Annotated in this window: 13 protein-coding genes and 1 tRNA gene; 7 read left to right on the forward strand and 7 right to left on the reverse strand. The window is 53.4% G+C overall.

Annotation, left to right across the window (positions count from 1 at the left end):
- Positions 1–11: 11 nt before the first annotated feature.
- Together AB9F29_RS06985 and AB9F29_RS06990 are read right to left on the reverse strand one after the other, a co-directional pair.
- On the reverse strand, positions 12–2543 hold the full coding sequence (locus AB9F29_RS06985; RefSeq protein WP_369755075.1) for an ABC transporter permease: 2532 nt from the start codon (positions 2541–2543) through the stop codon (positions 12–14).
- Positions 2540–3229 (reverse strand): ABC transporter ATP-binding protein, encoded by a 690-nt coding sequence (locus AB9F29_RS06990; RefSeq protein WP_369755076.1) that lies wholly within the window; start codon positions 3227–3229, stop codon positions 2540–2542. The genes AB9F29_RS06985 and AB9F29_RS06990 overlap by 4 nt, the downstream gene beginning before the upstream one ends.
- Between AB9F29_RS06990 and AB9F29_RS06995 the strand changes: the two genes are divergently transcribed.
- From AB9F29_RS06995 to AB9F29_RS07005, 3 genes are all read left to right on the forward strand, one after another.
- On the forward strand, positions 3228–3926 hold the full coding sequence (locus AB9F29_RS06995; RefSeq protein WP_369755077.1) for an arylesterase: 699 nt from the start codon (positions 3228–3230) through the stop codon (positions 3924–3926). The two genes, AB9F29_RS06990 and AB9F29_RS06995, sit on opposite strands and share 2 nt — an antisense overlap.
- Positions 3927–3992: 66 nt before the next feature.
- Complete coding sequence (locus AB9F29_RS07000) at positions 3993–5273, forward strand: 3-deoxy-D-manno-octulosonic acid transferase (RefSeq protein ID WP_369755078.1); 1281 nt, start codon at positions 3993–3995, stop codon at positions 5271–5273.
- A gap of 118 nt (positions 5274–5391) precedes the next feature.
- Positions 5392–6012, forward strand: coding sequence for a Crp/Fnr family transcriptional regulator (locus AB9F29_RS07005; RefSeq protein WP_335585248.1), 621 nt, complete (start codon positions 5392–5394; stop codon positions 6010–6012).
- 46 nt (positions 6013–6058) lie between these two features.
- Here AB9F29_RS07005 and AB9F29_RS07010 read toward each other — a convergent pair whose 3' ends face one another.
- The 3 genes from AB9F29_RS07010 to AB9F29_RS07020 form a co-directional block, all read right to left on the reverse strand.
- On the reverse strand, positions 6059–7195 hold the full coding sequence (locus AB9F29_RS07010; RefSeq protein WP_369755080.1) for an ABC transporter substrate-binding protein: 1137 nt from the start codon (positions 7193–7195) through the stop codon (positions 6059–6061).
- 19 nt (positions 7196–7214) lie between these two features.
- The gene (locus tag AB9F29_RS07015; RefSeq protein ID WP_039000680.1) at positions 7215–7451 is read right to left on the reverse strand and encodes an Lrp/AsnC ligand binding domain-containing protein; all 237 of its coding nucleotides are present in this window, start codon (positions 7449–7451) and stop codon (positions 7215–7217) included.
- A gap of 196 nt (positions 7452–7647) precedes the next feature.
- Complete coding sequence (locus AB9F29_RS07020; RefSeq protein WP_335585246.1) at positions 7648–8295, reverse strand: 50S ribosomal protein L25/general stress protein Ctc; 648 nt, start codon at positions 8293–8295, stop codon at positions 7648–7650.
- 155 nt (positions 8296–8450) lie between these two features.
- Here AB9F29_RS07020 and AB9F29_RS07025 point away from each other — a divergent pair, with 155 nt between their 5' ends.
- On the forward strand, positions 8451–9599 hold the full coding sequence (locus AB9F29_RS07025; protein WP_369755081.1) for an MFS transporter: 1149 nt from the start codon (positions 8451–8453) through the stop codon (positions 9597–9599).
- Here the strand turns inward: AB9F29_RS07025 and AB9F29_RS07030 are convergent, their stop codons facing one another.
- Both AB9F29_RS07030 and trpA read right to left on the reverse strand, forming a co-directional pair.
- Positions 9600–10763, reverse strand: coding sequence for an L-lactate dehydrogenase (locus AB9F29_RS07030; protein WP_369755082.1), 1164 nt, complete (start codon positions 10761–10763; stop codon positions 9600–9602).
- 162 nt (positions 10764–10925) lie between these two features.
- A complete protein-coding gene (trpA, locus tag AB9F29_RS07035) occupies positions 10926–11717 on the reverse strand; it encodes a tryptophan synthase subunit alpha (RefSeq protein ID WP_369755093.1) in 792 nt (263 codons plus the stop codon).
- A gap of 153 nt (positions 11718–11870) precedes the next feature.
- Here trpA and ychF point away from each other — a divergent pair, with 153 nt between their 5' ends.
- The 3 genes from ychF to AB9F29_RS07050 all read left to right on the forward strand — a co-directional run bounded on the left by ychF (position 11871) and on the right by AB9F29_RS07050 (position 14451).
- Complete coding sequence (ychF, locus tag AB9F29_RS07040) at positions 11871–12968, forward strand: redox-regulated ATPase YchF (RefSeq protein WP_335587003.1); 1098 nt, start codon at positions 11871–11873, stop codon at positions 12966–12968.
- Positions 12969–13553: 585 nt separating this feature from the next.
- Positions 13554–13643 (forward strand) — tRNA-Ser (locus AB9F29_RS07045).
- A 145-nt stretch (positions 13644–13788) separates the two neighbouring features.
- Positions 13789–14451, forward strand: coding sequence for a tyrosine-type recombinase/integrase (locus AB9F29_RS07050; protein WP_369755083.1), 663 nt, complete (start codon positions 13789–13791; stop codon positions 14449–14451).
- The last annotated feature ends 7 nt before the right edge of the window (positions 14452–14458 follow it).

Genomic DNA, 14458 nt, shown 5'->3' on the forward strand with positions numbered 1-14458 from the left:
CCCTAATCCAATTACTCGCGCGCGCGAAGGATTGGCGCAGGCCGTGTAGCCAAGGGACGCCACGCAAATATCAGGCCGGCAATTGTTGTAATAGCAGCCCCACCGACGATGATCGTGATGGCGGACATCCAGTTAAATCGAAACGAGTTTTCCATAACGAAAACCATAACCGCCCACCCCGCGATGGCCCCTGCCAGTGTCGCCACAACGCCCGCCGCGGCTCCCAAAAGAGCGCTGCGCAAAGCAAAGCTCGCAAGGATTGTGCCACGTGTCGCGCCAAGCGTTTTCAGGACCGCGGCTTCAAAAACCCGCGCACGTTCCCCCGCTGCCGCCGCACCAATCAGCACAATGAATCCAGTTAGCAATGTTGCTGCCGCCCCAAACGACGTGGCCGCAGCAATGGCCCCCAACGCTTCCGTCACGCGCGCAATTGCATCGCGAACACGGATCGCAGACACATTTGGATACGCCCGAGAAACATCCCGCACAAAGGCTGCTTCGGCCTCCTCTTGGGCATAAACCGTTGCGATATGGCTGTGAGGCGCGCCTTCAAGGGCTGACGGGTTGAAAATCATCACGAAATTCATACTCGCTTCCGAGAAATCCACAGACCTAAAGCTGGTAATTTCAGCCGTTAGATCGCGGCCCAGAATATTGACGGTCAACCGGTCCCCAAGCTTGAGGCCCATCTCAGCGGCCTCTTCGGCCCCAAAGCTCATGACCGGTGGGCCTGAATAATCTTCGGGCCACCAGTCGCCATTGGTGAGCGTGGTATTTTCAGGAGGTAGCGCCGCATAGGTCACACCCCGATCCCCCCGCAAAACCCAATGGTCCCCCGCAACATCTCGCGCGGGCTGGTCATTAATCTGCGTGATAACACCCCGAAGCATCGGCGCGGATTGAACACGATCTACACCTTCATCCGTTGCGGCACGTTCCTCAAAGCCTGCAAGTTGATCCGGCTGAATATCGACGAAAAAATAGCTCGGAGCCACGTCGGGTAAATCTTGGGAAATCGCCGCCCGCAGGTTTGAATCAATCTGTCCGACGGCGGCCAAAACCGAAAGACCTAAGCCAAGCGAAAGGACGACGGACCGTGCTTCCCCCCCAGGTGCGGCGATGGACGACAGCGCCATTCTCACAGCTGTATTTCCGCGCGCGAAAATGCCCATTTTGCGCGCAATTATGCGCAAACCACCTGCCATCAGAGTCAAGAGAGCCAACGCGCCTAGTACGCCAACAAACGCCCAAAGTGTCAGACGGGGAACGCCAGAGAAAGATGCCGCCGTAAACACGAGGAGTGCCAAGAGAAGGCCCGTGACAACGATGTATCGGGGCCGTGGCCATCCGCTTTCTCCACCCGAGATTGAGCGAAAAAGCGCGGCGGCGCGTATATTTTCGGTTTTGGCGAGGGGCCAAAGTGTAAAGAGCAGAGCCGTTAAAGCGCCATAGATTGCAGCTTCGATCATTGGTGCTGCATGAAACGAAATATCAATCGGGAACGGGAACCGTGCCGCGAGTAACGGCGCAATTGCGAACGGAAGAACCGCCCCCAAAATAAGCCCTAAGCCAATTCCAAAGAGTGTCAGCACGCCAATTTGAATAAAGTAGGCGGCAAAAATCGTCCTCCCTTCGGCCCCTAAAGTTTTCAGAATCGCGATTACTTCGGTTTTGGCCTCAAGATACGTACGGACAGCGGCCGAAATCCCAACCCCGCCAACTGCCAATCCCGCAAGTCCGACGAGCACCAAAAACGCGCCGATCCGTTCCACAAACCGAGATATTCCCGGGGCACCGTTTCGCATATCTCGCCACCGAACACCCTTATCGGCGAACTGTTCAATCGCCACCGTCTTGAGGCCTTCCAGATCTGTGTTTTCCGCAAGGCGCAGACGGTATTTGGATTCAAAGAGCGTACCCGGCTCAAGAAGTCCGGATTGGGCCAAATCGTTTCGAAGCACCATGGTGCGTGGCCCAAGACCAAAGCCAGATCCTGCAGCATCAGGTTCTCGCAGCAAAGAAGCGGCCAATCGAAACTCTTGTGTTCCTAGGGTAAATTTATCACCAATTTGCAAGTCAAGCCGCGCAATTAGAACCGGATCCATCACCGCACCGGGGACGCCATCAATGGCTGCGAAAGCGGAGGCAAGATCAGGTGCGCCGTCCAAAACAATGTCGCCGATGAGCGGGTATTGCGCATCTACCGCCTTGAGTTGCGTCAGCGCACGCTCTTCTTGCGATCCCGTTTTTTGGGTGACGGCCATCGAACGGAAATCCGCGACTTCCGATATTTCGGTTGCAATATTGGCCATCCATGCACGTTCGTCTTCGTCGGCAAAACGATAGGTGAACTTCAGTTCGGCATCCCCGCCCAAGATGACACCGCCCTCATCGGCAAGCCCTTGTTCAAGCCCCGACCGAACGGATCCGACCGCCGCAATCGCGGCGACTCCCAGAGCCAAGCACATGACGAAAACACGAAATCCCGAGAGACCGCCACGCAACTCGCGGCGGGCAATTCGAGCGGCCATGCGAAGGCTCATTCGGCGGCCTCTCGCTGCGCATCCAATTCTCCATCCACAAGCCGAATAACGCGATCACATTGCGCCGCGAGACCGTTTGAATGTGTGACCAAAACTAAGGTCGCCCCGTGGCGCTCCCTTAGCCCCATGAGTAAATCGAGGACCGCCGCGCCATTCGCGCCATCCAGATTCCCTGTTGGCTCATCGGCGAGCAAGATGTCGGGCCGTGGCGCCGCCGCGCGAGCCAAAGCAACCCGTTGTTGCTCGCCACCAGACATCTGAGACGGGTAGTGCCCTGCCCGCGCGCCCAGCCCCACGGCCTCAAGTTCCGCGCGCGCGCGATCAAACGCATCTGCATCCCCTGCAAGCTCAAGAGGGGTCGCAACATTTTCCAATGCAGTCATTGTGGGAATGAGGTGGAAAGATTGGAACACAACTCCCATATGTTTTCTACGAAAGCGCGCCAACGCGTCTTCATTCATCGCTGACAAATCTTGACCCAATGCCAAAACCTGCCCCGAATTCGCCCGTTCAAGCCCGCCCATGACCATCAAAAGAGAAGACTTTCCCGACCCCGAAGGCCCGATCAGCGCCAATGTTTCTGCGCGGGTGACATCAAGGGAAATTCCCTTCAATATATCAATAACGCCCGCGTTGCCCGCAAGCGAGAGCGTCACATCTGTTAGCGAAAGGACCGTGTCAGACATGTTCAATATTCCTCGCCTTAGGGTAGCTTTTTTATATGGGCCTTTTCTGTCGGGGTACAAGCTTCTGATTTCAGTGATTTTAGCGACAAATCTAATCAGTGCGCGCGCTCAGGCCGAACCCGTCGTCATTGCGGCACTTGGGGACAGTTTAACGCAAGGTTATGGCCTCCCTCAGGAAGACGGCTTGGTCGCACAACTCCAAGGCTGGCTTGATGAAAATAACCACGATATTCGTCTTATCAATGCGGGAGTTTCGGGCGACACCACTGCGGGGGGACGGTCGCGCATCGAATGGACCCTCACGCCTGACGTCGACGCCGTGATCGTTGAGTTGGGCGGGAACGATATGATGCGCGGGATTGCTCCGAGCGACAGCCGTAAAAACCTTACTGAAATCCTTGAAATCCTGCAAAGTCGCGACCTCCCTGTTTTGCTGGTTGGTTTGCCCAGCGCCAATAATTTCGGACCCGAGTTCAAGGCGGAATTTGATGATATGTTTCCAGCCCTCTCGACGGATTTTGAGACGCTGCTCTATCCCGATTTCTTCACCAGTTTTCGCACGGAACTCAACGATACGTCTGCTTTGACAACCTACATGCAGGATGATGCGATTCATCCGAATGCAATGGGGGTCGCGGCTATTGTGGAAGATTTCGGACCGTTGGTCGTGGAGCTTGCCCAACAGACGCAAGAATAGTTTCTGGTTTGTACTGCGCCGCGAACCCTATAGTACGCTTGGACAACCCCATCAAAGGATCGGCAATTGCTCTCTCTATACCTCCTGTTCGCGCGTTTTAACGCCCCGCTATGGCGGCTCATTTTGCGTCGACGTCTTGCCCAAGGCAAAGAAGATCCGAACCGGTTTCAGGAAAAACTAGGGCTTGGCTTAACGCCGCGCCCAAAGGGGGAAGTCATTTGGCTTCACGGAGTGAGTGTGGGCGAGAGTCTGTCGCTTCTGACCCTGTTAGCGGAACTGGGCAAAGCTCTCCCTAAGGCGCATTTCGTCCTTACAACAAACACCCGCACGTCCTCTGACACCCTTGCCCGCATGGGGCTGCCCTCGCGTGTCATTCATCAGTTTCAACCCTGCGACAATGCTCCTGCGGTTCAGCGTTTTCTTACCCACTGGCAACCAAGTGTGGCCGTATTTTCCGAGCTGGATATGTGGCCGTGCCTTTTGACAGAAACCCACAAAATGCAAATACCTATGCTGCTGATTAATGCGCGCATGAGCGAAAGGTCCGTTCACAAAAGGAGGTTTTTGAAGGGGGTGTATCGCAAAATGGTACAGCTGTTTGATAGAATATTAACTCAAGAAGACGTTTCACGCGATAATTTCATCGCCATGGGCGCGGGGGCAAAAACCACCCAAACGACCGGCCCGTTGAAAATCGCTTCTGCCCCCTTGCCCGATCTTCCAGAGGAGCGTGCCGCGCTTGAACTCGCGATTGGAGCCCGACCACATTGGCTCGCCGCATCAACGCATCCTTCTGAGGAGGAGCGTGTCCTGAAGGCGCATCTGATCGCACTCAAAACGTTGCCAGATCTGCTCCTCATAATTGCGCCACGTCATCCCAAATTTGCAAACGAAACGCTCTCTATGGCACGGCCCCTCTTTACGGGCATCGCACAGCGCAGCAAAAAAAACGCCATTCAAACCAGCACACAACTCTATCTCGCGGACACATTGGGGGAACTTGGCCTCTTTTTCCGCCTCGCGCACACGGCCTTTATCGGGCACAGCCTTGTGTCACAGGACGGCCCTTTGCCGGGCAAAAACCCTTACGAAGCCCTCGCACTCGACACTTTGGTGATGCATGGTCCGGTCTATTCCGACTTCACTTATATTTATGACAGCTTGAAAGATGCAGGCGCGACCCATCAAATTTCAACCCCTGAGGACCTTGCCCAAGCCGTGCTCGAAGCCCAAGATCCGCAGTGGCGCGGGCCATATGTAACCGCGGGAACGGCCGTGATGGACTTGGGGCAAGACGCGCTGAAAAAACCACTTGAGGCCATTCTGAAGGCCCGAACCAGAAGCTAAGCGCCCTTTACGCACCCCCGGAAACCTGAGATACAGTACTATGAACAGCGCGTATAGGACGATAGCTCGTAACTCACTTTTGTTATCGAGCATTCCCACCGACTTGGCAGATGATATCTTGAGTGACGCTAATGCGCGTTCCTTTAGCCATGGGCAGATGATTTTTTCCCACGGCGATATCGCAACCAGTATCTTCATCGTGATTGAAGGATGGGTGAAACTTTTCCGTGTTACGCCAAATGGCGCAGAGGCGGTGATGGGCGTTTTCACGCAGGGACGAAGCTTTGGCGAAGCGGTCGCCTTTAAGGGCGACACATATCCCGTGAGCGCGGAAGCTGTTACGGACGCAAAGGTCATCCAAGTGAGCGCAAGCAAATTGCTTGATCTCATGCAGGCTCGTCCCGAAGTCTGTACCGCTGTGCTCGCGTCAACATTCGCCCATTTACATGGCCTTGTCTCGCAGATTGAGCAACTCAAGGCGCAAACTGGCGCCCAACGGGTTGCTGAGTTTTTGATGTCGCTGGCGGATTGCGAACACGGAAAATGTTCGGTTACTCTGCCCTATGACAAGGCCCTGATTGCGGGTCGTTTAGGGATGAAACCCGAGAGCCTTTCGCGCGCTTTCGCAAAGCTGCGCTCTGTTGGCGTTACGGTCAATCGCAGCTCAGCAGATATCGAAAATCTGGAAGACTTGGCGGATTATGCCGAGGGTGATCCAGCCGAAGCTTGGTCAAAATAACCGCGATCAATGAGGGCAAGGAGCCTTGGCCCCCTGCCCGTCAATTTTACATTTTGCAGTCTACCGCATAGGCATCCGAATGGTTGCTCAGGCCTGTTGCCACGATTTTATTTGTGAAAACGTCACCCTCTTGAATCACCTCACGTACATAGATGTTCTGAATGGGGTGATGATTTGGCCCAAAGGAAAAATCGCCGCGAACGGAGTCAAAATCAGCAGCTTCGAGCGCCGCTTGGAAAGCATCCGCGTCGTTTACATCCGCTACAGCCGCGGCTGAAATCAGGAGGTTCGCTGTATCAAACCCTTGGCTTGCATAAAGCGAGGGAAGGCGACCATACTCAGCTTGAAAGCTTTCAACGAATGCCAAATTTGTGGCATTATCAATGTCTTTACTCCACTGGGATGTATTTTTCACACCCAATGCAGCACTCCCAACGGCCTGCAGGATTCCCTGATCGAAGGAAAATGCAGGGCCAACGAGGGGCAAGTCCACACCACTGTCCGCGTATTGTTTGAGAAAGGAAATCCCCATACCGCCCGGCAAGAAGAAATACACGTTCTCAGCACCAGAGGCCCGAATTTGCGCAATCTCGGCTGCATAATCTGTTTGACCAAGTTTGGTGTAAATTTCGCCTTTTACGTCGCCCTTGTAGAACCGTTTATATCCTGTGAGCGCGTCTTGTCCGGCAGGATAATTCGGCGCAAGAATAAAACTACTGGCATATCCAGCGTCCGTGGCGAAGGCCCCCGCTGCTTCGTGCAGGTTGTCATTTTGCCATGCGACATTGAAATATTTAGCGTGACACCCTTTGCCCGCGAGCGCTGATGGCCCCGCGTTGGGCGATAGATAGAATTTGCCCTGTGCCGTCGCAGCAGGCACAACCGCCATCGCAAGGTTGGACCAGATAATCCCCGTGAGGACATCGACCTTCTCGGATTGGATCATCTTGTCAGCGAGTTGCACAGCAACGTCAGGCTTGCGCTGATCGTCTTCAATCACGACGTCAAAATCCACACCCGCTTGCTTCACTGCGAGCATAAACCCGTCCCGCACATCAATACCAAGCCCAGCGCCGCCACCCGAAAGCGTGGTGATCATTCCGACTTTCAGTGGTTCCGCGATTGACGCCGTTGCCAAGGCCGCAGTTCCCAATGCAAGCGCGCATGTTTTCAGAATTCCCATTCTAATCTCCCTGTTTTATCTAAAATGCTTTGAATGTCAGCGTGGTGAGCGAGCGCTCAATACCTTCAATCGTGAGCAAATTATCATTGATAAATTTGCCGACGTCCTGCCCCTCGGGAATATAGACCTTCATCAGGAGGTCAAAGTCTCCACTGGTCGAATAGAGTTCCGAATGGATTTCACGCAGGGTGATTTCATCGGCAACCTTGTAGGTCGTGCCGGGCTTGCAGCGAATTTGGATGAAAACACAGGTCATTTGAGCGTCCCTTTTCGTATAAATTCCAACGATTGGGGTACTCTATGCCGAGGGACGCGGTTATTGCCAGCCCTCAGCGCAATTTTGCGCTAAATTCTGAAAGTCGAACGTCTGAATGCAAAACGCAGGACCACTGGCCCTGCGTTTCAATTCTTTCAATGTGAAAGAGATATCCCAATCACACGAAGCTAACTGCTTATTCTTCGCCTGCTTCGCCTTCGGCCGCAGCGTCTTCAGCTGCAGCTTCGTCTGCCTCATCATCCGCAGAACGAAGGCTCGACGGTGCTGCAAGGTTCGCAATAACGAAATCACGATCGATTGTTGGTTTAGCACCTTTTGGAAGCTTGATGCTCGAGATTGTGATTGTGTCACCAACTTCGAGACCGGTCAGATCAACTGTCAGGCTCTCAGGAATGTCACTAGCTGTAACCGCAAGTTCAACTTCTGGACGTACAACAGTCAATGTGCCGCCTTTTTTCAAGCCAGGGCATTCTTCATGGTTGATGAAATCAACGTGGATGAAGAGTGACACAACACTTGAACGCTTAAGGCGCATAAGGTCGAGGTGTGTTGGCAAGTCTCTTATAACATCGCGCTGAACGTTCCGGCAGATAACGCGAACGTCGTCTTGGCCTTCAACTTTCAGGTTGAACAATGTTGAAAGGAAACGGCCCGCTTTGAGGCGCTTCAAAAGTACATTGAACGGAATGCTAATCGCTTGGGGCTCTGCGCCGCCACCGTAAACAATACCTGGTACAAGTCCTTCACGGCGTGCTTGACGAGCGGCCCCCTTGCCTGTCCCCGTACGCGCTGTGACTTCTAGGTCTGGAATTTTGCCAGCCATAGTAATTCTCCTAAGTTTAGAGGGCCTTCCTCCAAGGGTGTAAGGCCCGATGAAGTCGCGCGTATATGGGAGAATCCCTACTATGTGAAGGGAAAATTTAATTTCGCTCTGCTTTGAGCCTTGCTTTGTAAAAAAGCCCGTGCGACGCGTGTCGAATGCAACTCAAAAAATCCTTTCATTTGTCCAGAGTTACCGCACCGGCCTTTATGGCTCAGGGGTTCACTTGGGGCATTTTTGCGGCCTATGCTCCTGATATTAAATCGCAAATTAACGCAAGCGATGCCGTATTTGGCTGGGTCCTTTTGTGCGGTGCGGTTGGTGCGGTCACGGCAATGTGGCTCGCTCCTATTTTTGATCGGCTGGCGGGGCGCTATGGCATGGCAATCGGCGCTGTCCTCCTTGCAGTGGCTTTTCAGTTTCCGATTCTGGCCCAAGGGCCGGTGTTATTTGGCGCGTTGATGTTCTTTGTTGGAGCTTTTTCAGGCCTCCTTGATGTGGTCATGAACGCTCGCCTTTCGGTGATAGAAAGCCGCGAACGCACGTCTTTGATGAACCTCAACCACGCCCTTTTCTCCTTCGCATATGCGGCCTCTGCCATCACGGCGGGTCTACTGCGAGACGATGGCGCTTCGATCAATAGTGTGGCGTTTGGGCTTCTAATTCTAATCTCGATAACGGCATTGGGGATGATCCAACCACGAGCATCAACACCCGCTGGAATTTCCCAAGCGGACACAAAACCTGCTCTTTGGGGGGCCGTATTTTGGGGAGGGCTAATTGTCTTTGCTGCGTTTCTTTCAGAGAATGCCGTTGAGGGGTGGTCCGCCCTCCACATCGAACGCAATCTAGGTGGCGGGGCCGCTGAAGGCGCTTTTGGTCCTGCAATGCTGGGCCTCACGATGGGATTTGGCCGCTTTGGCGGGCAAGTCATTGTCTCTCGTATATCCGAGGCACGTGTCGTGTTGTTTGGGTCACTTTTGGCGGCAGTTGGCGCAACCATAGCGGCTTTTGCACCAACGCCAATCTGGGCCTATGTCGGGTTTGGCCTTCTTGGATTAGGGGTTTCGGTCATTGCGCCGATGGTTTTCGCCCTCGTCGGACGACGTGTGCCCGACGAAATCCGCGCACAAGCAATTTCACGGGTAGCGGTCATTGGCTATCTTGGATTTTTCGTCGGACCGCCAATTGTTGGCTTCCTTGCGGGAGCGGTTGGCCTACGTGCGTCATTTGTCTTTGTGGCGCTCATCCTTCTCGCCATCCCGCTTTTGCTCAAATTGCTTCGGCGGGATGCGCGGATCGATTAATTACTGCCAGTCACCTTCGAAATTCTTGGGGATCAACAAAATATCGCGCCCAACTTTTTCGATGTCACGGTGCCCGCAAAGCGCCATGGTGTAATCCAACTCCTTATGGATCACTTCCAGTGCTTTGGTGACGCCCTCTTCGCCCATTGCGCCCAAACCGTGGATGTAGGCGCGGCCAATATAGGTGCCCTTTGCCCCCATCGCCATTGCTTTTAGAACGTCTTGGCCGCTGCGAATTCCGCTATCAATATGCACTTCGATTTTGTCGCCAACCGCATCAATAATCGCAGGCAACGAGCGAATGGACGACAGCGCACCGTCGAGTTGCCGCCCCCCGTGGTTGGACACAATGATGGCATCCGCGCCAACTTCGAGCGCTTTGATCGCGTCTTCTGCGTCCAAAATCCCCTTCAGGATAAGCTTGCCGCCCCATTCGTCCTTCAGGCGTTTAATTTGATCCCAATCCATGCGCGGATCAAATTGCGAATCCGCCCATTTTGAAAGCGACGCAATATTTTCAACACCCTTGGCATGACCCACAATATTGCGGAACGTGTGGCGCTTGGTGCCCAACATGCCCACGCCCCACTTCCAGCGCTGTGCCAAATCGAAAATGGCTTTTGGCGTTGGTTTCGGAGGGACACTCAGCCCGTTCTTTAGATCTTTGTGGCGCTGCCCCAAAAGCTGAAGATCCAGCGTCAAAACCATCGCCGAACATTTCGCCGCCTTGGCGCGCGCAATCAGTCCCGAGGTAAATTCCTCGTCCCGCATCACATAAAGCTGGAACCAGAAAGGCGCTGTTGTGTTCTCGGCGATATCCTCAATAGAACAAATTGCCATCGTGGACAAAGTGAAGGGCACGCCGAATTTTTCCGCCGCCTTTGCCGCTTTGATTTCACCATCCGCACATTGCATACCTGTCGACCCAACAGGCGCGAGCGCAACGGGCATCGAAACCTCTTGGCCAATCATCTTTGTTTTGGTCGTCCGACCTTCCATATTCACTGCCACCCGTTGGCGCAGGCGAATTTGCGCAAAATCCGTGGTATTTTCACGGAAGGTTTGCTCAGTCCAACTGCCACTCTCGCAATAATCATAGAACATTTTGGGAGTGCGTTTTTTGTGGAGGTCTTTGAGGTCTTGGATATTGGTGATAACGGCCATTTTAGGTTGCTTTCCTCTATTTTGGTAACAACATCTTACCAATACCGCCCATATAAGGTAAAAACTCGGGCAAGACCAGAAATTTTTCAGACGGAACTATGAAACGAAAAAAGCCCCGCGGGATGGCGAGGCTCAATCCATAAAGGTATAAAAACGGGGCCGCTAGCCGCGATGTGCGCCCTCGGCCAAGCCTGCAACGAAGCTCAAAACATCCGCCACAGACTTACCTGCGCCAATTTGCGCGACAATTGCCGAGCCAACCACACAGCCATCCGCTGTCCGCGCAATATTCTCGGCTTTTTCCGGCGTGTTAATACCAAAGCCAACAATCACTGGAAGGTCGGTTTGGGATTTAATTCGCGCCACTTCTGGCCCCACGTCGCCAACCTCGGCCTCTGCGGCACCCGTCGTTCCGTTTACCGAAACGTAATACACAAACCCCGATGTGTTTTGAAGAACCTTAGGCAAGCGTTTATCGTCCGTCGTGGGCGTCGCCAGACGAATGAAGTTCATCCCAGCGGCTTGAGCGGGAATGCACAGCTCGACATCTTCTTCGGGCGGTAAATCCACCACGATCATGCCATCGATTCCCGCAGCCTTTGCATCAACGAGGAATTTTGCGACCCCGCGACTGTAAATCGGGTTGTAATAGCCCATCAAAACGATCGGCGTTGTATCATCGCCCTTGCGAAATTCCGTTGCCAGATCAAGTGTGCGCTGAAGCGACATTCCCGCGGCAAGCGCGCGTTGGCCCGCCAATTGAATCGTTACCCCATCGGCCATCGGATCGGTAAACGGCAAGCCAAGCTCGATGATATCCACCCCAGCATCCGGCAAACCTTTCACGATTTCAAGGGATTCCGCATAGTTCGGATCGCCCGCCATCACATATGTCACAAAGGCCTTTTTGCCCGCAGCCTTGAGTTCAGCAAATTTATCGTCGATCCGTGTCATAGCCATTCCCGATGTCATTCTTATATCCAGCCCGAAGATTGGGCACATTTACGCTATGGTTTGCGGTAAAATCAGCCGGAAATCAATGCCCCGCTTGACCTTGGCCCCACATGGCCCCTACATGCGCCCCAACATCAGCCAATGGAGTGTGTAATGGGTTTCAAAATGGGTATCGTCGGAATGCCAAATGTGGGCAAATCCACCTTGTTTAACGCGCTGACAAAAACAGCCGCCGCTCAGGCCGCGAACTTCCCGTTCTGCACAATCGAGCCAAACGTTGGCGAAGTCGCGGTGCCTGACGCACGCCTTGATAAATTGGCCGCCATAGCCGGTTCAAAGCAAATCATCCCAACACGTATGACCTTCGTCGATATCGCGGGCCTCGTAAAAGGCGCGTCCAAGGGCGAAGGCCTCGGCAACCAGTTCCTCGCCAACATCCGCGAATGTGATGCCATTGCACACGTTCTGCGGTGCTTTGAGGACGACGACATCACTCACGTCGATGGCCGCGTCGATCCTGTCGAAGACGCAGAAACCATCGAAACCGAATTGATGTTGGCCGATATGGAAAGCATCGAAAAGCGCCTTCAAGGCCTGCAACGTAAAACACGCAGTGGCGACAAAGACGCTATTCAACAAGAACGCCTGCTAAAAGCTGCCCTTGCCGCTCTTGAAGCTGGCAACCCTGCTCGCTCCATTAGTGTCGACGAAGACGACGCGCGGGCTTGGTCTCTCCTTCAACTGCTCACATCCAAACCTATCCTCTATGTGTGCAACGTTGAAGAATCCGCAGCCGCCCAAGGCAACGACTTCTCCGCACGCGTCGCGAAAATGGCCGCCGAACAAGGGGCCGCAACAGTTGTCATCTCAGCAGCTATTGAAGAAGAAATCAGCCAGCTCGAAGCCGACGAAGCCGAAATGTTCCTTACAGAAATGGGCCTAGAAGAAGCGGGCCTCGATCGCCTGATCCGGGCTGGCTACGCACTCCTCCACCTTAACACCTATTTCACCGTAGGCCCCAAAGAAGCCCGCGCATGGACATTTCCCGCCGGAGCCACAGCCCCAAAAGCCGCCGGAGTTATTCACGGCGACTTCGAGAAAGGGTTCATTCGCGCGGAAACCATCGCATTTGACGACTTTGTCGCGAACAATGGCGAATCTGGCGCGAAAGAAGCCGGAAAAATGCGCTCAGAGGGCAAGGCCTACCTCGTGAAAGACGGCGACGTCATGCATTTCCTCTTCAACACATAAACCATTTCCTTGGTCTATGGAGAGGTCATCTTGCACTAGTCACGCCAGATGACCTCCCTTTTGAATGTGACAAAGGCATCTAAAAAGTCACGAGTTGATCAAGCGAGCAACACCCAAACAACGACGCTCGCATCCCCTCCTCCCTGCGGCACAATGCAATCACCGGGTGTTCCGAAGTATAAAAGCCCTATTTAGTCCCTATTGACCGCTACGCTGAAGGTCCCATTTATAACGGTCACAGAAGTTTCAGATACGGATTTTATTTGCCTAATTGAAGCACTCTATTGGAAAACGAGACACAAAGATTTTCTCGAGAATAGCCCATTAAGCAGCTACAACAGATCAGCAAAATTAGAATCTAGAAGCCCCGATTTTTGTGCAAGGCGTTGGACCATGGCCCGCTTAAGCTCCCTTGTTTCAGTGCAGAGTTTTTTGAACTCGGGCTCGCAAAAACTTGCACAATTTTTTTATTGTAGAAACCGGGCAAAATGGGGAAAATCAACAAAAACAGGAACTTGGCTTCTTTATATTTTTTTTCGAAAAAAGGCTTGTATCTCTAGGGAGTTACGGGCTAAACCGCTCCTCGGAGACGTGGCCGAGTGGTCGAAGGCGCTCCCCTGCTAAGGGAGTAACGGGGTGACTCGTTCGAGGGTTCGAATCCCTTCGTCTCCGCCACCATACAATTTTGCACGACTATAGTGGGTCGCCTTGGGCGACCCTTTTGCTTTATTTCATTGGAAAAACATCAATATAGCTTTATGTTGAGTTTCTGTCGATGATGCTCGCACTCATTCTTTAAGTGGAATGTGGTATTTTTGAAATGGCTCTAACTGGCAAACTAACTAAGAAGCTAGTGGAAAACCTTCATGCTGGGCGTCACGGTGATGGCGGCGGCCTCTATCTTGTTGTCGCCCCGTCCGGCGCGCGGCGCTGGATTGTCCGCGTCGTTGTTAAAGGTCAGAAAAACAAAAAGGGTGACCCTTTGCGCACTGACTTTGGATTGGGCGGCGCTGACATTGTGACTCTAAACCATGTGCGCGAGCGGGCACTGGGATATCGTCGGATGGCAAAGCAGGGCTTGAACCCCCGCTTTAACGGTGCTCGGAAGATACCAACTTTCGAGGAAGTTGCTCAGCAAGTTCACATCGAACGCATTCCAGCTTGGAAGAACGCCAAGCACGGCCAGCAGTGGATTAATACGCTGCACGACGACGCCTTCCCCAAGATTGGACAAATGCCGATTAATGCGATTGAACAGCCTGAAGTGATGAAGTGCCTTGCGCCGATTTGGACGAAAAAGCATGAAACCGCAAAACACTTAACGCAACGGATCAAGATTGTTCTGGACGTGGCGCGATCAAAGAGGTTTCGGTCGGGAGAGAACCCAGTCACGGTTATTAGAGATGCACAGGCTCTGCCGAAGGGGAAAGCCAAACCCAAGCACCACAGTGCGATGCACTGGAAAGATGTGCCGACCTTCTAATCCGTCC

This window comes from Falsihalocynthiibacter sp. S25ZX9 (assembly GCF_041205405.1).
Classification (GTDB): domain Bacteria; phylum Pseudomonadota; class Alphaproteobacteria; order Rhodobacterales; family Rhodobacteraceae; genus Falsihalocynthiibacter; species Falsihalocynthiibacter arcticus.

Excerpts from the sequence above, each read along its gene's own strand:
- AB9F29_RS06985 (WP_369755075.1), bottom strand. The coding sequence starts at position 2,543 with ATGAGCCTTCGCATGGCCGCTCGAATTGCCCGCCGCGAGTTGCGTGGC.
- AB9F29_RS06995 (WP_369755077.1), top strand. The coding sequence starts at position 3,228 with ATGTTCAATATTCCTCGCCTTAGGGTAGCTTTTTTATATGGGCCTTTT.
- AB9F29_RS06990 (WP_369755076.1), bottom strand. The coding sequence starts at position 3,229 with ATGTCTGACACGGTCCTTTCGCTAACAGATGTGACGCTCTCGCTTGCG.
- AB9F29_RS07010 (WP_369755080.1), bottom strand. The coding sequence starts at position 7,195 with ATGGGAATTCTGAAAACATGCGCGCTTGCATTGGGAACTGCGGCCTTG.
- AB9F29_RS07015 (WP_039000680.1), bottom strand. The coding sequence starts at position 7,451 with ATGACCTGTGTTTTCATCCAAATTCGCTGCAAGCCCGGCACGACCTAC.
- AB9F29_RS07020 (WP_335585246.1), bottom strand. The coding sequence starts at position 8,295 with ATGGCTGGCAAAATTCCAGACCTAGAAGTCACAGCGCGTACGGGGACA.
- AB9F29_RS07025 (WP_369755081.1), top strand. The coding sequence starts at position 8,451 with ATGCAACTCAAAAAATCCTTTCATTTGTCCAGAGTTACCGCACCGGCC.
- AB9F29_RS07030 (WP_369755082.1), bottom strand. The coding sequence starts at position 10,763 with ATGGCCGTTATCACCAATATCCAAGACCTCAAAGACCTCCACAAAAAA.
- trpA (WP_369755093.1), bottom strand. The coding sequence starts at position 11,717 with ATGACACGGATCGACGATAAATTTGCTGAACTCAAGGCTGCGGGCAAA.
- ychF (WP_335587003.1), top strand. The coding sequence starts at position 11,871 with ATGGGTTTCAAAATGGGTATCGTCGGAATGCCAAATGTGGGCAAATCC.
- AB9F29_RS07050 (WP_369755083.1), top strand. The coding sequence starts at position 13,789 with ATGGCTCTAACTGGCAAACTAACTAAGAAGCTAGTGGAAAACCTTCAT.